Annotated in this window: 21 protein-coding genes; 2 read left to right on the top strand and 19 right to left on the bottom strand. The window is 71.6% G+C overall.

The genetic code is table 11. The features are described 5' to 3' along the window. Positions 1 to 2 precede the first annotated feature (2 nt). The 9 genes from paaB to pdhA form a co-directional block, all read right to left on the bottom strand. Positions 3 to 299 carry a 1,2-phenylacetyl-CoA epoxidase subunit PaaB gene (gene paaB, locus OP79_RS39670; RefSeq protein WP_033327618.1) on the bottom strand — a complete coding sequence of 99 codons (297 nt, stop codon included), beginning with the start codon at positions 297 to 299 and terminating at the stop codon, positions 3 to 5. Beyond that, positions 296 to 1,270 carry a 1,2-phenylacetyl-CoA epoxidase subunit PaaA gene (gene paaA / locus OP79_RS39665; RefSeq protein ID WP_245685608.1) on the bottom strand — a complete coding sequence of 325 codons (975 nt, stop codon included), beginning with the start codon at positions 1,268 to 1,270 and terminating at the stop codon, positions 296 to 298. Before paaA ends, paaB begins: the two co-directional genes overlap by 4 nt. Before the next feature lie 99 nt (positions 1,271 to 1,369). Continuing rightward, complete coding sequence (locus OP79_RS39660) at positions 1,370 to 2,239, bottom strand: 3-hydroxyacyl-CoA dehydrogenase family protein (protein ID WP_033327614.1); 870 nt, start codon at positions 2,237 to 2,239, stop codon at positions 1,370 to 1,372. Further along, a complete protein-coding gene (locus tag OP79_RS39655; protein WP_051745339.1) occupies positions 2,236 to 3,042 on the bottom strand; it encodes an enoyl-CoA hydratase/isomerase family protein in 807 nt (268 codons plus the stop codon). The genes OP79_RS39660 and OP79_RS39655 overlap by 4 nt, the downstream gene beginning before the upstream one ends. After that, positions 3,039 to 4,220 (bottom strand): thiolase family protein, encoded by a 1,182-nt coding sequence (locus OP79_RS39650; RefSeq protein ID WP_033327613.1) that lies wholly within the window; start codon positions 4,218 to 4,220, stop codon positions 3,039 to 3,041. Before OP79_RS39650 ends, OP79_RS39655 begins: the two co-directional genes overlap by 4 nt. Next, on the bottom strand, positions 4,210 to 5,928 hold the full coding sequence (paaN, locus tag OP79_RS39645) for a phenylacetic acid degradation protein PaaN (protein ID WP_033327612.1): 1,719 nt from the start codon (positions 5,926 to 5,928) through the stop codon (positions 4,210 to 4,212). Before paaN ends, OP79_RS39650 begins: the two co-directional genes overlap by 11 nt. 77 nt (positions 5,929 to 6,005) lie before the next feature. Next, the gene (locus OP79_RS39640) at positions 6,006 to 7,727 is read right to left on the bottom strand and encodes a dihydrolipoamide acetyltransferase family protein (RefSeq protein WP_033327611.1); all 1,722 of its coding nucleotides are present in this window, start codon (positions 7,725 to 7,727) and stop codon (positions 6,006 to 6,008) included. Beyond that, the gene (locus OP79_RS39635) at positions 7,724 to 8,743 is read right to left on the bottom strand and encodes an alpha-ketoacid dehydrogenase subunit beta (protein ID WP_033327610.1); all 1,020 of its coding nucleotides are present in this window, start codon (positions 8,741 to 8,743) and stop codon (positions 7,724 to 7,726) included. Before OP79_RS39635 ends, OP79_RS39640 begins: the two co-directional genes overlap by 4 nt. A gap of 5 nt (positions 8,744 to 8,748) precedes the next feature. Further along, positions 8,749 to 9,870, bottom strand: a complete 1,122-nt coding sequence (pdhA, locus tag OP79_RS39630; protein WP_033327608.1) for a pyruvate dehydrogenase (acetyl-transferring) E1 component subunit alpha — start codon at positions 9,868 to 9,870, stop codon at positions 8,749 to 8,751. A gap of 120 nt (positions 9,871 to 9,990) precedes the next feature. On the opposite strand from pdhA, the gene OP79_RS39625 reads away from it, so the two are divergent. Then, the gene (locus tag OP79_RS39625) at positions 9,991 to 10,491 is read left to right on the top strand and encodes an Lrp/AsnC family transcriptional regulator (RefSeq protein ID WP_033327607.1); all 501 of its coding nucleotides are present in this window, start codon (positions 9,991 to 9,993) and stop codon (positions 10,489 to 10,491) included. 13 nt (positions 10,492 to 10,504) lie between these two features. On the opposite strand, the gene OP79_RS39620 is transcribed toward OP79_RS39625, so the two are convergent. Beyond that, positions 10,505 to 12,223 (bottom strand): aldehyde dehydrogenase family protein, encoded by a 1,719-nt coding sequence (locus OP79_RS39620; RefSeq protein WP_245685607.1) that lies wholly within the window; start codon positions 12,221 to 12,223, stop codon positions 10,505 to 10,507. Positions 12,224 to 12,228: 5 nt separating this feature from the next. Further along, positions 12,229 to 13,275, bottom strand: coding sequence for a histidinol-phosphate transaminase (locus OP79_RS39615; RefSeq protein WP_033327606.1), 1,047 nt, complete (start codon positions 13,273 to 13,275; stop codon positions 12,229 to 12,231). A 343-nt stretch (positions 13,276 to 13,618) separates the two neighbouring features. Here OP79_RS39615 and OP79_RS39610 point away from each other — a divergent pair, with 343 nt between their 5' ends. Continuing rightward, complete coding sequence (locus tag OP79_RS39610; RefSeq protein ID WP_033327605.1) at positions 13,619 to 14,290, top strand: hypothetical protein; 672 nt, start codon at positions 13,619 to 13,621, stop codon at positions 14,288 to 14,290. Between the two features lie 56 nt (positions 14,291 to 14,346). On the opposite strand, the gene OP79_RS39605 is transcribed toward OP79_RS39610, so the two are convergent. The 8 genes from OP79_RS39605 to OP79_RS39570 all read right to left on the bottom strand — a co-directional run bounded on the left by OP79_RS39605 (position 14,347) and on the right by OP79_RS39570 (position 23,189). After that, the gene (locus OP79_RS39605; RefSeq protein ID WP_033327603.1) at positions 14,347 to 14,769 is read right to left on the bottom strand and encodes a pyridoxamine 5'-phosphate oxidase family protein; all 423 of its coding nucleotides are present in this window, start codon (positions 14,767 to 14,769) and stop codon (positions 14,347 to 14,349) included. Between the two features lie 193 nt (positions 14,770 to 14,962). Next, positions 14,963 to 16,708, bottom strand: a complete 1,746-nt coding sequence (locus OP79_RS39600) for a sensor histidine kinase (protein WP_033327602.1) — start codon at positions 16,706 to 16,708, stop codon at positions 14,963 to 14,965. 219 nt (positions 16,709 to 16,927) lie between these two features. Beyond that, on the bottom strand, positions 16,928 to 19,036 hold the full coding sequence (locus OP79_RS39595; protein WP_033327601.1) for an MMPL family transporter: 2,109 nt from the start codon (positions 19,034 to 19,036) through the stop codon (positions 16,928 to 16,930). A 184-nt stretch (positions 19,037 to 19,220) separates the two neighbouring features. Beyond that, positions 19,221 to 19,535, bottom strand: a complete 315-nt coding sequence (locus OP79_RS39590; RefSeq protein ID WP_033327599.1) for a hypothetical protein — start codon at positions 19,533 to 19,535, stop codon at positions 19,221 to 19,223. After that, on the bottom strand, positions 19,532 to 19,885 hold the full coding sequence (locus OP79_RS39585) for an ArsR/SmtB family transcription factor (RefSeq protein WP_033327598.1): 354 nt from the start codon (positions 19,883 to 19,885) through the stop codon (positions 19,532 to 19,534). Before OP79_RS39585 ends, OP79_RS39590 begins: the two co-directional genes overlap by 4 nt. Positions 19,886 to 20,179: 294 nt before the next feature. Continuing rightward, a complete protein-coding gene (locus OP79_RS39580) occupies positions 20,180 to 20,548 on the bottom strand; it encodes a hypothetical protein (RefSeq protein WP_157857441.1) in 369 nt (122 codons plus the stop codon). 362 nt (positions 20,549 to 20,910) lie between these two features. Next, on the bottom strand, positions 20,911 to 22,131 hold the full coding sequence (locus OP79_RS39575; protein ID WP_033327595.1) for a DUF418 domain-containing protein: 1,221 nt from the start codon (positions 22,129 to 22,131) through the stop codon (positions 20,911 to 20,913). After that, positions 22,128 to 23,189: an alpha/beta hydrolase family protein gene (locus tag OP79_RS39570; protein WP_106972596.1), complete on the bottom strand. Its 1,062-nt coding sequence runs from the start codon at positions 23,187 to 23,189 to the stop codon at positions 22,128 to 22,130. Before OP79_RS39570 ends, OP79_RS39575 begins: the two co-directional genes overlap by 4 nt. Between the last annotated feature and the right edge of the window lie 47 nt (positions 23,190 to 23,236).

Raw genomic sequence — 23,236 nt, 5'->3', positions numbered from 1 at the left:
CGTCAGATGTAGGGGACTTCGTCGGGGATGTCGTAGAAGGTGGGGTGCCGGTAGACCTTGTCGCCGCTGGGCGCGAAGAAGGGATCCTTCTCGTCGGGCGCGGAGGCGGCGATGGTGTCCGAGCGCACGGCCCAGATGCTCACGCCTTCGTTGCGCCGTGTGTAGAGGTCGCGGGCGTGCAGGAGGGCCATCTGGTCGTCGGCGGCGCGCAGGGAGCCGACGTGGACGTGGTTGAGCCCGCGCTTGCCGCGGACGAACACCTCGTACAGCGGCCAGTCGCCCTTTGTCGTCGTACTCATGCCGCCGCCCCTTCCCGCTGCCGGGCCGTCCGCTTGGCGGCGTGCGCGGCGGCGGCCCGCCGTACCCAGGCGCCCTCCTCGTGCGCGGCCCGGCGACGGGCGATCCGCTCGGCGTTGCACGGTCCGTCACCGGAGACGACCCGCTTCAACTCGTCCCAGTCGGGGGCGGAGAAGTCGTGGTGGCCGCGCTCCTCGTTCCATCGCAGGTCCGGGTCGGGCAGGGTGACGCCCAGCTTCTCGGTCTGCGGGACGGTCATGTCGACGAAGCGCTGCCGCAGTTGGTCGTTGCTGTGCCGCTTGATCCTCCAGGCCATGGACCGGGCCGAGTTGGGGGAGTCGTCGTCGGGCGGGCCGAACATCATCAGGGACGGCCACCACCAGCGGTCGACGGCTTCCTGCACCATGGCGCGCTGATCGTCGGTGCCGCGCATCATGGTCAACAGCAGTTCGTAGCCCTGCCGTTGGTGGAAGGACTCCTCCTTGCAGACGCGGACCATGGCACGTCCGTACGGGCCGTACGAGGTGCGGCACAGCGGGACCTGGTTGCAGATGGCCGCCCCGTCCACGAACCAGCCGATCACCCCGACGTCGGCAAAGGTGCGGGTGGGGTAATTGAAGATCGAGGAGTACTTCTGACCGCCGTCGATCAGCCGCTCCGTCAGCTCCGTGCGGTCGGCGCCGAGCGTCTCGGCAGCCGAGTAGAGGTAGAGCCCGTGCCCCGCCTCGTCCTGCACCTTGGCGAAGAGGATCGCCTTGCGGCGCAGCGAGGGCGCCCGGGTGATCCACTCGCCCTCCGGCTGCATGCCGATGATCTCGGAGTGGGCGTGCTGGGCGATCTGCCGGACGAGCGTGGCCCGGTAGGCGTCGGGCATCCAGTCGCGGGGTTCGATGCGCTGGTCACGGGCGATGGTGTGCTCGAAGGCGGCCTCGGGGGCGTACGGCTCTGGGGGTGCTGGGGTGGGGTTGTTCACGATGGCGGTGTCCTGTCGTGGGTCGGGAGGGGGAGCGGTCAGTGACCGTGGAAGCCGGGGGCGCGGCGTTCTATGTCCAGGAGGTACGTGGAGTTCCTGTCACCAGCGGTAGAACCCCTGACCGCTCTTGCGGCCCAGCTCACCGCGGGCGACCTTCTCCCGCAGCAGCCGCGGCGGCGCGAACCGCTCGCCGAGCGTCGCGTGCAGGTGCTCCGCGATGGCGAGCCGTACGTCGAGTCCGACCACGTCGGTGAGGCGCAGCGGACCCATCGGGTGCCGGTAGCCGAGGTGCATGGCCGTGTCGATGGCCTCCGCGTCGGCGACCCCCTCCTCGACCATGCGGATCGCCTCAAGGCCGAGGGTGAGGCCGAGGCGGCTGCTGGCGAAGCCGGGCGAGTTCTTGACGACGACGTCCTGTTTGCCGAGGGCGTGCGTCCAGCGGACGGCCGCGGACCGGGTCGCTTCGGTGGTGTCGGGGGTCAGAACCAGTTCGACGAGGGCGGAGACGGGAACGGGGTTGAAGAAGTGCATCCCCAGGAACCGCCCGGGGCGCTTCAAGGCCGCCGCGAGTTCGGTGACGGACAGAGAGCTGGTGTTGCTGGCCAGCACGCATCCGTCGTGCACGACGTCCTCGGCGGCGGTGAGCAACTCGGCCTTGAGAGCCGCGTCTTCCGGGACCGCCTCGACGACCAGGTCGGTGTCGTGGGGCAGTTCGGCGATGGAGGAGACGACGGCGACCCGGTCCGGCACGTCGAGGTCCGACGGCCCGGCGAGTGCGAGCGTCCCGCGCTCGGCCGCCTGCCGAAGCCCTGTGGCGATCCGTTCCAGAGCGGCGGCGCCCGCGGAGCCGTCGCGCTCCACGACGGCCACGCGCGACCCGGCGGCCGCGAAGGACTGGGCGATACCGGCGCCCATGCGACCGCCGCCGATCACCGCCACCACGGAGGGCGGTGCTGCTGCCGAGTTCATGCCCGGCCTCCCGTCGTCTCCGTCTTCTGCGCCGTCTCCGTCTTCTCCAGGAAGCGCTTCATGCGCTCCTCCTTGTCCGGGCTCTCGAAGAGCACCGCCTGAGCAAGGTCGTCGGCCAAGGGGTGGGCACCCGGGGCATCGGTGACGAGCTTCGTCAGCCGTAGGGCGAGGGCCGAGGAGCGGGCCATCCGGTCGAGCAGCGCGTGCGCCTCGTCGATCAGCCGGTCCGTCGGTACGACGTCCATGACGAGCCCGCAGGCGAGTGCGGCCGGCGCGTCGAGGGTGCGTCCGGCGAGCAGGACCTGCTTGGCCACCGACTCGCCCACCAGTTCGCGCAGGCGCCAGCACGCACCGGCGGCGGCGAGGATGCCGAGGCCCGGTTCGGGATTGCCGAAGACCGCGTTCGGCCCGGCGATCCTGAGGTCGCAGGCGTACGCCAACTCGGCGCCGCCGCCCAGCGCCCAGCCCGGCACCGCGGCCACGGTGGGCAGGGGCAGCCTGCGCACCCGTTCGAAGAGGCGGCTGTTGATGCCCTGGAGGGCCTCGTCGCGGCCTCGAGCGCGCAGTTCGCCGATGTCGGCACCGCCCGCGAAGACCCCGCTGTGCCCGGTGAGCAACAGGAACTTCGGGACACGCTCCAACTCCTCGCACACCCGGTGCAGTTCGGTGATCATGCGGCCGTTGATGGCGTTGCGGGCGGCGGGCCGGCGCAAGGTGACGACCACCCGGTCCGTGCGCTCCTCGACCGAGAGCGTCTCGTACGGCCGGTTCTCGTACGGGCCGTCCGCGGGTGTCTTGTTCATACGCGCTCCACGAGCATGGCCACGCCCTGTCCCACGCCGACGCAGAGGGTCGCCAGGCCTCGCCGGCCGCCCTCCCGCTCCAGGCGGCCCAGCAGGGTGAGCAGGATGCGGGCGCCGGAGCAGCCCAGGGGGTGGCCGAGGGCGATGGCGCCGCCGTCGGCGTTGACGCGGTCAGGGTCGAGCTTCAGCCGGTGCATGACCGCAAGGGCCTGGGCGGCGAAGGCCTCGTTGAGTTCGACCGCGTCGAGGTCCCCGGCCGTCCAGCCCGCCCGGTCCAGAGCCTTGGTGGTGGCCGGCACAGGGCCGAGCCCCATCAGGTAGGGCTCGACCCCGGCCGAGGCGGCGGTGACGACACGGGCCCGGGGAGTCAGCCCGAAGCGCTCCACCGCCGTCCCGCTCGCCACCACCAGGGCGGCAGCCCCGTCGGACAGCGGCGAGGAGTTGCCCGCCGTGACGATGCCACCCGGGCGGAAGACGGTGCGCAGGCCGCTCAGCTTCTCCAGCGTGGTGGCCGGGCGCGGCCCTTCGTCCTGGTCCACCTCACCGTCCACCACCGGCACTGGGACGATCTCCGCCGCGAAGCGGCCCGCCGTCTGCGCGGCCACCGCCCGACGGTGGCTGCGCAGCGCGAAGGAGTCCGCGTCCAGGCGGCTGATGCCGTCCAGGGTGGCGACCTCCTCCGCGGTCTCGCCCATCGACAAGGTCGTCGTCGCGGGGAAGCGCGGGTTGGTGAAGCGCCAGCCGAGTGAGGTGTCGTGGATGTCGCCGGGCCGGGACCAGGGTGTGCCCGGCTTGGCCATCACCCAGGGCGCACGGGTCATCGACTCGACCCCGCCGGCCACGACCAGTTCGGCCTCGCCCGCCCGTATCGAGTGCGCGGCGGACGCGACGGCCGTAAGCCCTGAGGCGCACAGCCGGTTGACGGTGTATCCGGGCACGGTGTGCGGAAGTCCGGCCAGCAGTACGGCCATCCGCGCGACGTCCCGGTTGTCCTCCCCGGCCTGGTTGGCGGCGCCGAGGATCACCTCGTCCACGGAGTCGGCCGGGATCCCGGCGCGGCGCACGGCCTCGCCGACGACGAGCGCGGCCAGGTCGTCGGGGCGCACGGAGGCCAGGGCACCGCCATAACGGCCCTGCGGGGTACGGGCCCCGTCGATCAGATAGACCTCATCGGACATCGGTGTGCTCCTCGTGCTCCTCGGCGGGGGCGTGACGGCGGGACTGGAGGACGGCGAAGCGGCCGGTGACGAACGCCAGGTCGGTCAGGGTCGCGTTGGCGGCCGGGTTGGCCGACGTGCCGTGGAAGTCGCTGAAGGCGGCGGACTGGTTGGGGAACACGTCGCCGGTCAGGTTCTCCGACAGGTGCACCCCCGCTTCCAGAGCCGTCGCACGCGCCGCCGCCAGTACGCCGTCGCCGGTCGCGTAGACGCAGGCGGTGAGCGCGCCGTGGCGTCGTACGGTGTCGTGCAGGACGCGCAGCGAGTGCGCGGTGTCGTCGGTGGCGATGACGAAGGAGACCGGCCCGAACCACTCGCTCGAATAGGTCTTCTCGTCGGCCTCGGCGTCGAGCCGGGCCACCAGCGGGGTGTGGACGACGGCGTCCCGGTGGTCGGGGTGCGACACGGCCCGCGAAGGATGGGCGGTACGGCCCAGCGCTGCCGCCTCCTCCAGACACGCGAGCACTCCACCGTTCACGATCGCGCCGAGGGTGGCGGCGGCACGGGCCGGGTCGCCGAGCAGGTCGTCCAGCGCGGAGCCCAGATCGGCGGCGAACTCGTCGGCCGTACGCGGCCCTTGGTCGGTGGGGAACCCGTCGCGGGGCACGAGGATGTTCTGCGGGGTGGTGCACATCTGGCCGCTGTAGAGCGACAGGGAGAACGCGAGGTTGCGCAGCAGTCCGGCGTAGTCGTCCGTGGAGTCCACGATGACGGTGTTCAGACCCGCCTTCTCCGTGTGTACGGCGGCCTGGCGGGCGTTGTCCTCCAGCCAGTCGCCGAACTCGCTGGAACCGGTGAAGTCCACGATCCGTACGTCGGGGTGGGTGGCCAGGGCGGGAGCGGTGCGCTCGTCGGGGCCTGACGCGGCCAGCAGCACCACGTCCGGGTCGAAACCGGCCTCGGCCAAGACCTCGCGGGCGATCCGCACGGTGATCGCCAGCGGCAGTACGGCCCGCCGGTGCGGCTTGACGATCACCGGGTTGCCGGTGACCAGGCTCGCGAAGAAGCCCGGATAGCCGTTCCAGGTGGGGAAGGTGTTGCAGGCGACGAGCACGGCCACGCCACGGCCGACAGGTGTGTACGTCTTGTCCATGACCAGCGGTCCGCCCCGGCGCCGGGGCTTGCTCCAGCGCACGGTGGCCGGATGGCGCCGCTGCGCCTCCCAGGCGTACGCCACCGCTTCGAGGCCGCGGTCCTGGGCGTGCGGGCCGCCCGCCTGGAAGGCCATCACGAAGGGCTGGCCGGTGGTGTGCTGGACGGCGTGCGCGATCTCGAAGCTCGCCGCGTTGAGGCGGGCGAGGATCTCCGCCGCCACTCCCGCCCGGACGTCGGGGCTCGCGGAACGCCATGCCGGGGCCGCGGACTTGGCCGTCGCCACAGCGGCCGCGGGCGCCAGATGCGGATAGCTGACGCCGAGGGGGAAGCCGTACGGCGACACCTCCGTGGCGGGGACGGTGCCGATGGTGGGGTGCCCGTCGAGCGGGAAGGGGCGGTCGAGGAGGCCGCGGAAGGCGGCCTCGCCCGCCTCGGGTGCTCCGGCGCCGTACGCGGAGGTGCTCGGGGCCTCCGGGTAGGGCGTCCAGTAGTCGCGGTCGACGGTGCGGGCCACCGCCTGGTCGAGCAAGTCCGCGTGGCGTACGTAGAAGTCGGGGTGCTGGTCGGTGGACATGAAGGCTCCAGGCCGAACGTTCGGTTGGTTGATGGGTGAAGTGCGCCCAGGTACGGGGGAGGGGAAAGCAGGTCGGGTCAGGCGTCGGCGAGCAGGATCGCCGGGCGTTCCACACAGTCGGCCACGAAGCGCAGGAAGCCGCCGGCCGTGCCGCCGTCGCAGACCCGGTGGTCGAAGCTGAGCGACAACTGCGTGACCTTGCGGACGGTGAGCGCGCCGTCCACCACCCAGGGTTTGTCGACGATGCGGCCGACGCCGAGGAGCGCCGCCTCCGGGTGGTTGATGATGGGTGTGGAGCCGTCGACGCCGAACACGCCGTAGTTGTTGAGGGTGAAGGTGCCCCCGGTCAGCCGGTCGGGCGGCAGACTGCCGGTCCGGGCCAGTTCGGTCAACCGGGCGAGTTCCGCGGCGAGTTGGACGGTCGTCAGCCGGTGGGCGTCACGGACGACGGGGACGACGAGGCCGCGTTCGGTCTGGGCGGCGAAGCCCAGGTGCACCTCGTCGTAGCGCAGGATCTCCCGGCGCTCGGTGTCGACGGCCGAGTTCAGCTCGGGGTAGCGGCGCAGACCGGCGACACAGATCCGTGCGAACAGGGCCAACAACCCGACCCGGCGGCCGGGTTCGGCGGCCTCCAGAGCCTTCTTGGCCTGGAACAGTCCGGTCGCGTCCACGTCGACCCAGGTCGTGGCGTCGGGGATCTCGGCCCGGCTGCGCGAGAGCTTGTCCGCGACGGCTTTACGAACGCCTCGGAGCGGAATGCGGACGGGACCGTCTGGGGCGGTCTCCGGTCGGGACACGGGCGCCGGTCCCGATCGGGGCACGGACGTGAGTTCCAGCCGTGACGCAGGCGTCGGCTCCGCGCTGGTCCGCGCGCCGGACGGTGCCTCCGCGTGCCTCGCGCCCTGGGTGACGGCCTGTTCCACATCCCGCCGCAGGACGACTCCGGCGGGACCGGACGGCACCAGCACGGAGAGGTCGACCCCGTGGTCCCGCGCCATCCTGCGCACGAGGGGCGAGATGACCCGGGGAGCGTGCGGCCCGATCGCCGACGCCGTCTCGGCCACCGGTCCGGCGGGCGCCGCCTGGGCCACGGGCCTGGCGGATGCCGCGGCGGCCCCCGGCACAGCGGGCGCCGTCTCGGCCACGGGTCCGGGGATCGCCGTGGCGGCGACTGGCCCGGCGGATGCCGTCTCGGCCACGGACCCGGCGGACGCCGCCTGGGGCGTGGGCCCGTGGGTCGCCGCCCCGGCCCCCGCCCGTCGGCGGCGCCGACGCGACACCGGTTCGTGTCCAGTGCCGTAGCCGATCAGCACGTTGCCCGATCCGGCCTGCTCCTCCTCCCGGTACCGCTCTGCGGCCGACCCGGCCGGGTCGGATGGCGCCGGTCCCGCCATGGGCTCGCCCGACGGCAATGAGCCGAGGGCCTCACTCATGTCGCCGCCCGGCCCGCTCGCCGAGCCGGATCGGCGAGCCCCGGTACCGACCGCGGCGGGCGACGGATCGCCCGAGCCACCTGTGCCGCCACCCCCGCCGGAGGCATTCGCATTCGCCCCCACGGTGATCAGCGGCTCCCCCACCCCCACCGCTGCGCCCGCCTCCGCATGCAGCCGCAGCACCGTGCCCGCGTACGGCACCGGCACCTCGACCGCGGCCTTCGCGGTCTCCACCTCGACCACGATCTGGTCGATCGTCACGGTGTCGCCGACGGCGACCTTCCACTCGATGATCTCCGCGTCGGTCAGCCCCTCGCCGAGGTCGGGGAGCTTGAACAGCTGCTCGTGCAGCGTTGCGGTGGTCACGCGACCGCTCCCTTCAACAGGTGCCGGGTGTCCGGCTCGTCGGAGAACTGCAGTCGGTCGACGGCGTCGAGGATCCGGTCGACGCCGGGCAGGTGCGCGTGCTCCAGCTTCGGCGGCGGGTACGGGATGTCGAAGCCGGCTACCCGCAGCACGGGCGCGGCCAGCGAGTGGAAGCAGCGCTCCTGCACCCGGGCGGCGATCTCCGCGCCGACCCCGGCGAAGCCCTGGGCCTCCTGAACGACTACGCAGCGCCCCGTCCTGCGCACCGACTCCGTGACGGTCTCGTCGTCGAAGGGCACCAGCGTCCGCAGGTCCACGACCTCCAGCTCGATCCCGTCCTCGGCGGCTGCCTCGGCAGCGGCCAGGGCCACCGGGACCGAGGGGCCGTAGGCGACGACGGTGGCGTCACGCCCCGCGCGCCGGATCGCCGCCCGCCCGAACGGCAGCGCCCCGCGCGTCTCCAGATCGGTGTCCTCGCGCGACCAGTACAGCTTCTTCGGCTCCAGGAACACCACCGGGTCGGGGTCGGCCACCGCGTCACGCAGCAGCCAGTACGCGTCCTCGGCCGTGGCCGGGGTGACGACTTTGAGGCCGGGCGTGTGGGCGTAGTAGGCCTCGCTGGAGTCGCAGTGGTGCTCGACTCCGCCGATTCCGCCGGCGTAAGGGATGCGGATCACCATCGGCAGGCCGATCCGGCCGCGGGTGCGGTTGCGCAGTTTGGCGACGTGCGAGGCGATCTGCTCGAACGCCGGGTAGGCGAAGGCGTCGAACTGCATCTCCACAACGGGCCGGAAGCCGCCCATCGCCATGCCGACCGCCAGCCCGACGATGCCGGCCTCCGCGAGCGGGGTGTCGAAGCAGCGCTGCTCGCCGAAGTCGCGGGTCAGCCCGTCGGTGATGCGGAACACGCCGCCCAGCGGGCCGACGTCCTCCCCGAAGACGAGGACACGTTCATCCTCGCCGAGTGCGTCGCGCAGGGCGGTGTTGAGTGCCTGCGCCATCGTGACCTTGGCCATGGTCGTCAGTCCTCCTGGGCCTGGGCGGATTCGGCGAGCTCGGCCGCCAACTGGGCACGCTGTTCCCGCAGTTGCGGGGTGAGATCGGCGTATACGTGGTCGAACAGCTCCAGCGGATCCAGTACGGAGTCCGCGTTCATGCCGGCACGCACCCGCGCCGCCAGCTCCTCGGCCTCCTCCCGCAGCGCCGCCACGTCCTCGTCGGTGAGCGCGCCACGCGAGCGCAGATAGGTCTCCAGGCGGTCGACCGGGTCGGCGGCACGCCACTGGTCGACCTCGTCGTCCTCCCGGTAGCGGGTGGCGTCGTCGGCGTTGGTGTGCGCGTCCATGCGGTACGTGTGCGCCTCGACCAGGACCGGGCCGTTCCCGGCGCGGGCGTGCTCGACGGCCGAGGTCAGCACCGCCAGCACCGCGAGCAGGTCGTTGCCGTCGACCTGCTCGGCGCGCACCCCGTAGCCGATGCCCTTGTAGGCGAGGGCGGGCGCCGCGGTCTGCCGGGCCAGAGGGACGGAGATCGCGTACTTGTTGTTCTGCACGAAGAAGACGACCGGGGCGCGGAAGACGGCCGCGAAGTTCAGCGCCTCGTGGAAGTCGCCCTCGCTGGTCGCCCCGTCCCCGACGAGGGCCATCGCCACGCCGTCCTCGCCCTTGCGGCGCAGGGACTCGGCCATGCCGACGGCGTGCAGCACCTGGGTGGCGAGCGGGGTGCACTGCGGTGCGACGCGGGTGGCGGCGGGGTCGTAGCCGCAGTGCCAGTCGCCGCGCAGCAGAGTCAGCACCTCGACCGGGTCGATGCCACGGGTCACCAGGGCGACGGAGTCGCGGTAGGTCGGGAACAGCCAGTCGTCCGGGCGCAGCGCGAGCACGGCGCCGATCTGACAGGCCTCCTGGCCGCGGCTGGACGGGTAGACCGCGAGGCGGCCCTGTTTGGTGAGGGCGGTCGCCTGGGTGTCGAACCGGCGGCCCAGGACCATGCGCCGCCAGGCCTCGAGCAGGGCCTCGACCTCGGGCTCGGTGTAGTCGGCCGGCTGCTTCGCGACCGGTGTGCCGTCCTCGGCCACGAACCGCACCGGCGACAGGGACGGCAGGAGGCCCTGCACCGTCTGGCGGAGGCTCTTCACAGACATGGAGGGCACTCGCTTTCTCTGGACACTTGACAGGAGAATGGTCGTCGTCGCGGAATATGTGTTCAATAGCTCGGCGGAACAGGCGACGAACTGCCGAATCAAAGAGACCGGGAGGACAAAGTGTCCGAGGAAAACGCCCTGCCGGGGGCGGCGGCCGGACGAACTGCCGTCCCGCTCGACGACATCGACCGGCAGATCCTGAGCCGACTCCTCGAGGACGGCCGGATCTCGGTCCGCGCCCTCGCCGAGCAGGTGCACATCTCCCGGGCCAACGCCTACACGCGCATCGGCCGGCTGGTGGCCGAGGACGTCATCACGGGCTTCACCGCGCAGCTCAACGCCCAGCGGGCGGGCCTGGGCACGAGTGCGTACGTCACGGTGATGATCGACCAGAACGCCTGGCGGAACATCTCCCGCGAACTGCGCGAGATCCCGTACGTGGAGCATGTCGCCCTCGTCACGGGCGACTTCGACGTCCTGGTGCTGGTGCGTGCGCCGGACAACCTGGCGCTGCGCAAGGTGGTGCTGGAGAGCATCCAGGCGGTGCCGGGCGTGCGCTCCACCCGCACCTGGCTGGTCTTCGACGAGGTGCGGGGGCGCGGCGCCACCTGGACGGACTGAGGGACCGCCGCGGTCATACGTCGATCAGCGCGGCGGTGGCGGCAGGGCTCCCCGCGGCGACCGCCGGCCGGTCAGGTACCGGGACGGGAGCCGCCGCCGGTGCGCGCCGCCGGGAGCGCACCACGCGGAACCGTCCCGTGACGAAGTGGGCGTCCGCGCCCGGCAGTTCGGCGAGGGCGGAGGACGGGTCGGCGGGCAGGTCGTCGAGGTTCTCCACGAGATGCACCCCGGCGTCCAGCGCCGCCGTCTCGGCCGCCGCCAGCACCAGCGGGTCGGTGGAGTGCACCGAGACGTAGAGCGCGCTGTGCCGCGCCACCGTACGGCGCAGGAGCGCCAGGCTGTGCGAGGTCGAGTCGGTGCCCACCAGGAAGGTCACCGGCCCGGGCCACTCGCGCGTGTAGACCCGCTCGTCCGAGGCGCGCAGCCGCACCAGCAGCGGACTGCGCAGATCGGCGTACGGGTGGTCGGGATGGGCCACGGGACCGGACGCGTGCAGGACCGGGCCGCACCGCGCGGCCTCCGTCAGAGCGCTGGACACCTCGTCGGCGGTGATCGCGCCCAGCAGTCTCGCCGCGCGGGCGGGGTGCCCGAGCAGCCGGTCCACGGCTTCGTCGAGGTCGGCCCCGAGGTCCCGCAGCGTCTTGTGTCCCTCGTCGGTGCTGAAGCCCCGCTCCGGTACCAGGATGTTCTGCGGTGTGGTGCGCACCGTGCCGTTGCACCGGCACGAGGAGAGGGCGAGACCCCGTACCAGGCCCTGGTAGTCGTCGGTCGAGTCCACGACCACGGTGTTCAGCCCGGTCCGGTTGGCGAACACGGCGGCTTGGCGGGCGTGTTGTTCCAGCCAGTCGGCGAAGCGCGCGGAGCCCGTGAAGTCGACGATGCGCACCGCCGGGTCCGTGGCCAGCCGCCGGTGCACATGCCGCTCCGGTTCCGCCACGGCCAGGGTCACGAGGTCCGGGGAGTGACCGGCCTCCGCGAGCACCTGTCGGGCGACCCGCACCGTGATCGCCAGCGGCAGTACCGAGCGAGGGTGCGGAGCCACGACGACCGGGTTGCCGGTCACCAGGCTGGCGAACAGGCTCGGATACCCGTTCCAGAGCGGGAAGTCGGGACAGCCGACGAGCAGCGACACCCCACGGGGCACGAGGGTGCAGGTGCCCCGCAGAGCGCGCGGCCGCCCGCCCTGTCCGGTGATTTTCCAGTGCGAGTCGGCCGGCACACGTTCCGACTCGGCGAAGGCCTGGGCCACCACCTGAAGGCCACGGTCCTGGGCGCGCGGCCCGGCGGCGCGGAAGGCCGCCTGGAGGGGCTGGCCGGTGGTGTGGTGCACCGCGAGGGCCAGTTCGTGGCTGCGGGTGTTGAGCCGGCGCAGGATCTCCACGGCGAGCCCGGCGCGCTCGTACGGCCCGGCCACCCGCCAGCCGGCCGCCGCCCACCCCGCCGCCGCGACCAGCTCCGCGGGATCGCAGCGCGGGTAGGCGATGGCCGGACCGACGCCGTACGGCGACGACTCCGTGCGCACAAGACCGAGCTCGCCGGGCTGCGGCAGGGCGAAGGTCCGTCCCAGCAGTGAGCGGAACACCTTTCCCGCGGTGCGGGTCGACCTCATGCCCGCGTCGGCCGCGTCCTGGCCGGTCGTCTCGGTGAAGGGGCGTCGGCACTCACCGGCGGCGCTCGCGCGAACGATGCTCTGAAGCAGCTCGTGGTGCCGTTCGTAGGGACCGGGGCGCATGGCCGTCAGCCTCTCCAGCTCGCCGCGAGCGCGAGGAGGGCGTCGTTCTCCTCGGGCAGCCCGATCGTGACCCGGACGCCCTCGCCGAGGAACGGGCGGACCATGACCTTCCCGTCCGCGCAGTGCAGGGCGAAGTCCCCGCTGTCGCCGCCGAGCGGCAGCCAGACGAAGTTGGACTGGGAGTCGGGCACATCGTGGCCGAGCGCCCGCAACCGCTCGGTGACCCGGTCGCGTTCGGCGACCGTGAGGGCGGCCCGCCGGGCGACTTCCGCGCCTTCGCCGAGGGCGACGACGGCGGCCCGCTGGGCGAGGGCGCTGACGCTGAACGGCACCTGCGTCCGGCGCACGTGCGCGGCGATGCCGGGCGGCGCGACGCAGTAGCCGACACGCAGCCCAGCCAGGCCGTACGCCTTCGAGAAGGTCCGCAGCACCGCCACGTTCGGCCGGTCGCCGAGGAGGGCGAGGCCGTCGGGGACCCGGGCGGGATCGGTGTACTCCCGGTACGCCTCGTCGACGACGATCAGCACGTCCCGCGGCACCCGGTCCGCGAAGTCGGTCAGGGCCCGCGTGCCGACCGCCGTGGAGGTCGGATTGTTGGGGTTGCACACGAAGACCAGCCGGGTCCGGGCGGTGATCGCCGCGGCCATGGCGTCGAGGTCGAGAGCGTGGTCGCGCAGGGGCACCCGCACCGCCGTACCGCCCGCTACGGCGGTGAGGATCGGGTACGCCTCGAACGACCGCCAGCCGAAGACGACCTCGTCACCGGGTCCCACGACGGTGTGCAGCAACTGCCCGCACACCTCGGAGGAACCGGCGCCCACCGCGATCCGGTCCGGTTCGACCCCGTGGTGCGCGGCCAGGGCCTCGACGAGCGGGGCGGCGTGCAGATCGGGGTACCGCGACACACCGCCGGCGGCCTCCGCGAGGGTCGCGGCCACTCCCGGCAGCAAGCCGTGCGGGGATTCGTTGCTGGCCAGCACGACGGCCCCGGGCAGTTTGCGGCCCGGGACGTAGGCGGGCAGCTGGGACAGGGACGCACGGACACGCACCATGCTGGACTCGCTTCTGCAGCGCTGAGGCCCGAGGCCTCACCGTCGGGCACTTGACAGCCAAATCGTGAAGAAAGGACGACAAGCGCTCAACTGTTTGGGAAATTCGGCTACGAATCGCCGAAATCCAGGCAGCTGGCCGGCAAACCGTCTCCCGGCGAGCCCTGCGGGACCTTTGGTACGAGACGGACGGCGCGCCCTCCGCGGGGCGCATGCTCGTCTCCTTGATCACGGGACGGACACAGCGGGCCATCGAGGCCCCCGCCGCGGGCGAGGCGTGAGCAGACTGCTCGCCGCCCGAGCCGCGTGATGTCCGCGGCCCGCCCTGTTCCGATCGAGGGAGACCATGCACAGCACCCAGACCCGCCTCCGCCACGGAGCCCTGACGGCGTGCGCGGCGGCTCTCGCGCTGCTCGCGGCCGGCTGCTCGAAGGCGTCCGCGGACGCGCAGGCCGGCGACTGCCGCGACGACGGCCACTGGTCGGGACGGGAACAGGCCGCATGGCTGCGGACCGCGGTGGCCTTCCGCGGGACGGCCGACGGGGCAGGCCCGTCGTACGAGGACGCTTCGGTCGTCGTCCGCGCACAGCACGCGGGTGATGTCCGGGTGCTGTGCCAACCGCTCGGTGTGCACGTCGAGTTCTGGACCCTCTCGGCCAGGACGACGGGGACGGAGACGGGGACGGAGACGTCGTCCGTCATGCGCTACGGACTGTCCACGGACGGCAGCAGGACCCGTACCGTCGGGTTCCCCAGGGGCCTTCCCGCCGGACAGGACGGCATCTGCACCCGGGTCCTTGTTGCGGCGTACGCGGGCGCGCCCCTGAGTGGTCCGGAACTGCCGTGGACGACACGGGACTTGGCCATCGCCGGGGACATGGACGTGCGGTTCGGGACGGAGCGGATCGGCGCCCACCGGTTGCTCCCGCCGCAGGACCCCACCGCATGCACCACGAACCGGCCGACGGCCGACCCCTCACCCACCAGGTCGACGACCTGGGACATCTACCATCCGTGACGCGGTCACGTGCCGGGCGGCCGGCCACAACCCAGCGGCCCGCTGCGGACTGCGCCTCACTGCGTGCCGTGTGTTCCCCTGAGTTCGCGTCCGGTGACCATCTCGGACTCGATCCGTACGAACACCGGGTCCCGCAGGGGCATCCAGGACGTGGGACCGGCCTGCGACAGCCGCTCGTGCTCGGCCGGGTCGGTCACCACGGTGGCCCGGCCGGTGACGACCACGCTCCAGCCGGACCGGGTCGCCGCGTCGAACTCGTCCACCTCGAAGGCGACCACGACGCCGTCGATGGCGCGTACGAGGTCCGAGTCCGGCGAGGTGCGCAGCAGGACGGAGGCGTCCGTGTCCAGGGAGAAGTTGATGGGCAGGACCGCGGGCAGAGCCTGCCGGGTGTAGACCACGCGGCCGACCGGCACCTTGGCGAGCAGGCGCAGGCTCTCCTGCCGGTCGAGTGCGCGAAAGGTGTCGTTCTGGAACATCCGTCCATGGTCTCCGCGGTCGCGGTGAGGGGGTAGGGCCGACCGGCCCTACCCCCTTGGCCCCCTTGGGACGCGAGGACGGCCGATCACAGCCGTTGATTCGCGGGAGCCGCGCGGGCAACGCGGTACCCGCGCGCCCCGCGGCGCGGCTGGGACCCCGTGGGGTCCTGAACAGCCGGATCTGGCAAGCGAGTTACGCCTCCGCCTCCGCCTCCGCGGGGAGGGGCACCGTCCATTCCACGACGGTGCCGGTGGGCTCGTTCGGTGTGAGCGTGAGACTGCCGCCCAGGTCGGTCGCGCGGCGGTGGAGGTTGTCCAGGCCGCTGCGGCGGGTTACGGCGGGGTCGATGCCGCGTCCGTTGTCGGACACGCGCAGGCGCAGTCGGCTGCCGTCCGTCTCGGCGGTGACCTCGACGGCGGTGGCGTGCGCATGCCGGGCGGCGTTCGACAGCGTCTCGCGCAGCACCGCCAGCAGGTGCTCGGCGTGCCCTGCGGGTACGTCGGTGTCCAGCAGGCCGGTCATGCGCAGGGCGGGGCTGAAGCCGAGCACGGCGGCGGCCTGGTCGGTCTCGGACAGCAGCTTCGCTCGCAGTCCCCCGCGCCCCTCGGAGCGGTCGCGCTCGCGCAGTGCGTAGATCGTCGTCCGTACCGTCTTGATGGTGTCGTCGAGGTCGTCGACCACCCGCTGGACGCGCTCGGCCGCCTCGGGCCGGTCGGAGATCCGACCCAGTACGGAGTTCAGCGTCAGCCCGGAGGCGAACAGCCGCTGGATCGCCAGGTCGTGCAGGTCGCGCGCGATGCGGTCGCGGTCGGTCAGGACCAGGAGATGCTCGGCCTCGCGCCGGTGCTCGGCGATCTCCAGGGCGAGCGCGGCCTGGTCGGCGAAGCCGCCGATCATGGTCATGGTGGCGTCGGAGAAATTCTCGCCGCCGGGCAGATTGGCGACCTGCAGAACCGCGCGGGCGTGCTCACGCCCGCCCAGCGGGAGCAGAAACCCGGCCCCCAGTTCCAGAAGAGCCGCGGAGCCGCCGCCTTCCTGCGGCTCCTGGGACAGTGCGCTGCTGCTGATCCGCTCGTTCGAGTGGTACACCTTCGCGGCCAGCGTGGTGGCCGGCAGCACAAGACCGCGCACCCGCTCGGCGCCCTCCCCCTCGGCCGCCTCGATCACCAGCTCGTCGCCGCCGTCGATCGGCACCGCCACCGTCACCAGATCGGCCCCTGACAGGGACCTCACGGTGGCGGCGATCTGGTGCAGTACCTGATCCGGGTCGGTGCCCGACAGCAGGCTGCGGGTCAGCTCGCTGCTCGCCGCCAGCCACCGCTCCCGGCGGCGCGTGTCCTCGTACAGCCGGGCGTTGTCGATGGCCACGCCGGCCGCCGCCGCGAGCGTGCGCAGCACCGCCTCGTCCTCGTCGTCGAACTGTGCCCCGCCGCGCTTGTCGGTCAGGTACAGGTTTCCGAAGACCCGGTCGCGTACGCGCACCGGAGCCCCCAGGAACGTGGTCATCGGCGGATGCCCCTCGGGAAAGCCCACCGACTCGGGATGCGTGCCGAGGTCGGCGAGGCGCAGTGGCTCCGGCTCCCGGATCAGCAGCCCCAGGATGCCCTCGCCCTCGGGATAGTGGCCGATCGCCTTGATGGTGTCCTCGTCCACACCGACGGTGATGAACTGCTTGATCCGGCCTTCCTCGCCCAGCACCCCCAGCGCCCCGTACTCGGCGTCCACCACGGCCACCGCGGACTCGGTGATCCGCCGCAGCACCACATCGAGATCCAGGTCGGAGCCGATCGCGAGGACCGCGTCCAGCAGCGTGTGCACCCGGTCCCGGGTCGCGCGCACCTGCGCCACCTGTGCCTGCAGCCCCTCCAGCAGCTCGTCCAACCGCAACTGAGGTGCCGCCGGGCCGTCCTTCCGCCCCGCTGCCGGACTCTCCGCCATGCCCGCTCCCTCCCGAAAGGTGCCAGCGGCACCTCCCTCATCATGCCGAAGAGCCCTGTCGGCACGCGAACATGTGTGACGCTCATCCGACACTCGTTCCTGATGGTGCGTCAGGTCGCTTGCGTGCAGGTCAAGTGCCGCGGATGGCCTGATCCGCTTGGTGGTGCGCTGAACGGCCGCTGACGCGGGTGAAGGAACCCGCGTCAGCGTCGCCCCGTATCAGGCCGGATCGCGGGCCGGGGTGGGTGCGCCGGCTGAAGGGCTTGCCGATGCGTTCGGTTCGTCGCGGGCCAGGCGGTGGAAGAGGCTGCCGGGCCACCAGAACCAGCGACCGAGGTCGAGGGCGAGGGCGGGAACCAGAACCGTTCGGACGAGGAAGGTGTCCAGCAGGACTCCGACGCCGACGAGGACTCCCATCTGAGCCATGGTCACCAGCGGCAGCCCGGCGAAGACCGCGAAGGTGGCGGCGAGGACGATGCCCGCGGAGGTGATGACGCCTCCAGTGCTGGTCAGGCCCTCCAGGACGCCGCGGGCATGGCCGAGACGAGCGGCCTCCTCCTTCACGCGGTGCATGAGGAAGATGTTGTAGTCGATGCCGAGGGCGACCAGGAACACGAAGCCCATGAGCGGGATCGACCAGTCGACGCCCGCGAAGCCCAGGACGTGCTCGAAGATCAGGTTCGACGCGCCGAGCGCCGCGAAGTACGAAAGCACCACGGTGGCCAGGAGCAGCAGCGGGGCGACCAGCGCCCGCAGCAGCCAGACCAGGACGGCAAGGACGACCAGCAGCACGATCGGGATGACCGTGGTCAGGTCGCGGTCGGCCGCTCGCTGGGTGTCGAGGCTCTCGGCGGTGGTCCCGCCGACGAGGGCGTCCATCGGATTCACGGTTTCACGGAGCTTGTCGATCGTGTCCTTGGCCGCCTGGCTGTCCGGGGCGTCCTCCAACACCACGGAGATCGTGGTGAGTTCACCGTCCGGTGTGCGGTCACCGCCGTCCTCGACACGGGCGACGCCGTCCACGGCGGAGGCGGCCGTGCGGACCTCGGCCGCCCTGCCGGTGCTGGTGACGATCTTCGCGGGGTCGGATGCCCCGGAAGGGTAGTGCGCTGAGATCGTCTCCTGGGCGATGACCGACTCGGGCTTGTCCTGGAACATCTCGGCCTGGGTCAGGCCCATGGAGATGCCGGCCGCGCTGAGGGCGAGGACGCCGGTGGTGGCGACGGACGTCATCCACGACCAGCGGGGGCGCAGTGCGACGGCGGCGCCGATGCGGGACCAGACGGTGTGCGGCTTGCGGGCGGGCGTGCCGTGGTGCGGGACGAAGGGCCAGAAGACCCAGCGGCCCGCGATGACGAGCAGCGCCGGAAGCACCGTGACCATCGCGAGGAAGCCGCACACGACGCCGACCGCGCCGACCAGCCCCAGCGAGCGCGAGGAGTTGATGTCGGCGAAGGCCAGGCAGACCAGACCGACGGCGATGGTGGCGGCGGAGGCCAGGATCGCCGGGCCCGAGCGGCGCAGCGCGATCCGCATCGCCTGATGCCGGTCGACGTGGCGGTGCAGTTCCTCGCGGTAGCGGGCGATGAGCAGCAGGGCGTAGTCGGTGCCGACGCCGAAGACGAGCACCATCAGCACGCCCGCGCTCTGCGGGTCCACGGGCAGACCGGCGTGCTTGGCCAGCAGGTAGGTGGTGACCTGGGTGAGGACGGCCGCGAAGCCGACCGAGAGCAGGGGCAGGAGCCACAGGAAGGGGCTGCGGTAGGTGATCAGCAGGAGGGCGGCCACCACCAGGCCGGTGGCGAGCAGCAGCGTCGAGTCGAGGCTGCCGAAGACCGCCACCGAGTCGGTGAGGGCTCCGGCGGGACCGCCGACCTCGACTTCCACGCCGGGCGGCGCGTTGGAGCCGGCGATCTCGCGCAGCTCGTCGATCTTCCCGGTGATGTCGTCCTCACTGTCGAGCGGGACCACGGTCATCAGCGCCTGACCGTCCTCGGACGGGACCGGCCGCGAGACCTCCTCGCCCGTGGGGACGAACTCCGCGAAGGCGGTCCGGTCGGCGGCCGCCTTCGCGTCCGCTCCGTCGCCGGTGTAGACGATGACGGCGGGCATGACCGGGTCGGTACGGAACTTCTCCAGCTCCGTGTTGACCTGCGCGGACTCGGCGCCGCGCGGCAGGAAGGCGTTGGCACTCGAGTCCTCGACATCGCCCAGCTTTCCGGCCAGTGGGCCGAGTGCGACGGCCATGATCAGCCAGGCGGCCAGGACGAGCCATTTGCCGCGCCGCCCGCCGGGCGCACGGGCGACACGCTGAAGCAGCGCACGCATGAGTAATCTCCTTGGGATAGGGAGCGCGCCGCCGGTCGGTGACCGGCACAAAAACGCACGGGGCCCGCACCACGGCGCAGAGGGTGTGACGACCTGCCGTGGCGTACGGGATGTGTGTCTGAGGTGTGTTCTTCCTTGGTGCGGCCGGGAGTTGCAGCTCCCGGCCGCACGTGAACAGCGGGTGTTATTCGATCTCGCGCATCATCTTCTCCATCGAGTTCACCGACAGCCGGGTCTGCGTCAGCTCGTCCAGGGTCTGCCGCTGCTCATCGACGGTGCGGCGCTGCAACTCCACGGTGTCTTCGAGGAGTCGGGCGTACTTTGTCGCGAGTTCCTTGTACTGCTCTTCACGTGCGGCCAGCATCCGGGCCCGCCAAGTGGCGGCGACCTGCCAGACGATCACGATGAGCAGGGTAAAGAGCCCGGCCGCGCCGACGGCGCCGACCAGAACCCCCCACTCGCTCTCCCCGGCGGCGAACGTCACCAGTTCCTCATTCACTTCGCTTCCTCTTTCGCGGTCCGGTCAGTGGTCTCGGTGATCGTCGCGGCCGCCCGTGCGATGGCGTGGGGTGTCAACTCGTAGAAGAAGGGGGTGACTTCGAAGTACTTCATCGTCTTGCCGTCCTCCGCGAGTTCGAGCGTGCCGACGACCAGTCCGGCCGCCTCCAGGCGCTGCAGGTGCATGTGCAGCAGCGGGCGGCCCATGCCGATCTCACGGGCGAGCGCGCTGACGTAGTTCCGGCTCTCCACGAGCGCCGCGACGATCCGCATCCGGTGCGGATTGCCGAGCGCGGAGAGCACCTTCAGCAACTCGTCGCCCGTCGGTGCCGGAGGCGGGACCTCGGGCATCGCGGCCCCTTTCCGTCGTACCTGTCAGGAAAGGCTGACAGGCGCTTCGGGGACCTGTCAAAGATTCCTGACACACCTCAGGGGGAGATGGGGGACATCTCAGGGTCGGCTCGGGGTGGGTGCGGGTACTCCCACTGCCGTACGCGTTCGGGCAGCCCCGCGCTTACGGTGCGGACTCCACCAGCAACATGTGAGGTTTCCCCCTGGCGCTGACCCTGTCCGCGCGGGGAGTGAATCAGAAACTCTTGGTGTCCAGTCCAAGGGAAGCTTCAGCCTCCTTCTCCTCCTGCGGAGCTATTTCGTACTGAACTTCAGTACGGCGCCATCCTTGTCGACCACGGTGGCGTCGACGGTGGTCTCCTTGCCGCCCGCTGTGGAGAACGTGGCTTCCCCGCCGCCGCCGAAGCTCACAAAGCCCAGGAAATCCGAGGAATCGAAGCGCATGAGGGTGACTGTGGATACCTCCACGCTCACGTGCAGAAACCCGTCGCCGATCACGACGTCCACCGGCTCGGTGACAAGGATTTCGCAGTTCCCGTCCTTGCAGGCTCCGGTGTCCTTGCCGTCCTTGGCCTTGGGCAGCGGGCCGGTCGGGGACGGGCTCGGGGACGCGGGCTCGGACACGACCACCATCGCCGCGCCGCGCTTCACTCGTGCGGGCATGTCCGTCCCCTCACCGCTCACCAGTCCACTTTCTTGCCGGTGTCCGCTTCCGAGGAGATCACCGTCGCCCACCTCCGTCCTCGACGTCGACGAGCACGGTAGGCCGTCCCTACGGGGACCCCTCCCGACGCTGGGTTCGTTGTCGGATGCGGGTTGTGTGTGGCTGGTCGCGCCCACGACGGGGGTCCCCGCTCATGGGCCCCCGCTCGAGCGAAGCCGAGAGCGGGGAAGGAGCCGCAAAATGTCTATCGCTCCACGGGGTCGGCGCGTCCTGACGCTCCGAGTTCCGGCACCTCACAAGCCCATCCGTTACAGAACGTCACAGATCGCCGGTTCCGACATTGACTCTGTCGGGGTAGCGGTCAGCGCGGGGCGGCCTCGCCTTGACGGAGGGGCGGCCAGGTCAGGGTGGTCCAGGCGCGCAGCAGCCATTCCAGCGGGCCGTAGTGGTACCGGCGCAGCCACCAGCGGCTCGCGACGGCCTGCGCGGTGAAGAGCACGAGGGCGATGGCCAGGACGCCCAAGGGAGGCACATCGCCGATCAGGGCTGCGCCGTAGCCGGTGAACAACAGGGCGCAGACGAGGGACTGGGTGAGGTAGTTGGTCAGGGTCATGCGGCCCGCCGGGGCGAGCAACGTGATCAGCCGATCCGCGTGCCGGCCGCAGGCGAGCCGGAGGACCGTCGCGGCGTAGGCGGCGGCCAGCAGCGGGGCGGTGACGACGTCGATGCCCAGTGCGAGGATCTGGTACGCGCCGCCCGGGTGCTCCAGACTCGCGTGGGCGTAGACGACACCGCCGAGCAGCCCCAGCGTGAAGCCCGTCCACTGGAGCATGCCCAGCGTCCTGCGATGGCGGGCGATGTCCCCGAGGGCCTGGTGCCTTCCTGCGGCGAGGCCGAGAAGGAAGGCTGCCAGGGCGGCCGGGGCCTGGAAGAAGACGAGCAGGATCAGCACGTCGGGCAGCTGCTCCAGGTGGGCGGCGACCACTGATGCCGGGCCGCCGCGCAGCGCCTCGGCGGCCCGCTCGGCACCAGCCGCCGTGGCCGGGTCCACTCCGGAGCCGCCCGCCGCGTGGGCGGAGAGCGCGAGCACGACGTACGCGGCGGCAGTGAGGACGAAGAGGGTGGCGGCGGTGCACACGGCGGTACGGGGCCGCAGGCGACGGGCGGCCGGCAGGATCAGGCCGAGCACCGCGTACGTGGTGAGGATGTCTCCGGGGAACAGCAGGACCGCGTGCAGGGCGCCCAGGACGAACAGGCCGGCCAGGCGCCGCAGGAAGCGGGAGGCGAAGCGTGCCCCGTGCCGCTCGGCGGAGGAGAGTTGGAGGGTGAAGCTGTAGCCGAACAGGAACGAGAACAACAGGAAGAACTTGGCCTCGAAGAACACCGCGACGAACCATCGGACCGCGTTGTCGAGCGGCGAGGCGAAGCCGGGGTCCTCCAGGCCCGTGCCGTGGTAGGTGGAGGCCAGATAGCCGATGTTGACGATGAGGATGCCCAGCAGCGCGAAGCCGCGCAGGGCGTCGACGTGGGCGAGGCGTCCGCCGGCCGCCCGGGACGGAGGCGCGGCGGTTGCGGTGGTCACTCGGTCCCCTTGCGGTCGGTGATCTGCTGGACGAAGTTGCGTTGGTGGGCGAGGAATCCGGCGGCGTACAGGCGCCGGGGGGCGAAGACGGCGGTAAGGGTGAGGCGCGGCTCGGAGTTTTCGACGGCGTTGTCGACCAGTGAGTGGGTGGCGTCGGGGTAGTGCTGCACCGTCAGGGAGGCGGGCGGCAGAATGCGGCGGTAGGCGGCCTCGGTGTCGGCGACGTCGACGTTGATGTCGTGCCCAGCCAGCACCAGGAGCGTGGGTGTGCCGCGCATGGCGCGCAGGTCCTCGCTCGCGTTGGAGCGGTAGTTCTTGGCGATGAACCGCCAGCGTTCGGCGGTCATGCCGTCGGTGTCGGCGACTGCGGCGCGGTACTGCTCGAAGGCCGCGCCCTGCCGCAGCAGGCGCAGGGTCGTCTCGCGCCGTCGCAGCGCCGTTTGTGTCTCGTCCTGGGTGGCGCCGTCCCTGCGCAGTTCGGCGAGGAGGTTGTAGCGCACTTGCTGTTGCCAGTCGACGGCCGGTGAGATCGCGATGACGAACTGGACAGCGCGGTCGCGGGCCGTGACTTTGGGCAGCACCCACCCGGCCTGGCTGGCCCCCCACAGGCCGACGCGCCGGCCATCGATGTCGGGACGCGTGCGGGCCCAGGTGATCACGGCGAGGGTCTCATCCGCGCGGTCGTCCATGCTCTGGTCCTGCCAGTTCCCCTCGGAGGCGCCGACGCCGGGCTTGCTCAGGGAGAGCGAGGCGTAGCCGGCCTTCGCGAACGACTCCCACAGGGGCCGGTAGAAGGTGTCGTGCGTGGCGTCGACGGGCCCGTCGCCGTGGACGAAGACCACCAGGCCGAAAGGACCGTCGCCGTTCTGCGGCCGCGCCAGCACGCCGTCCATCAGCCGCCCGTCATGACGCACGGTGATGCGCTCCTCCCGTAGCGCGTAGGTGTTCTGCCAGACCGCGACACCGCTGATCCCCGCGCCCACCAGCAGTACGGCGACCAGCGACCACACGAGGACGCGCCAGCGACGCCGCACAAGCGGCGCCATCCGTCGGTTCATCTCTCCCCCTGAAAACTATCAACATCGATACGTTCGTTTCTAGAATG

It is taken from the genome of Streptomyces yerevanensis (assembly GCF_000716805.1).
Lineage (GTDB): Bacteria > Actinomycetota > Actinomycetes > Streptomycetales > Streptomycetaceae > Streptomyces > Streptomyces flaveus.
The sequence above is the reverse complement of the archived record's forward strand: the minus strand, read 5'-3'. Positions and strand labels throughout refer to the sequence as shown.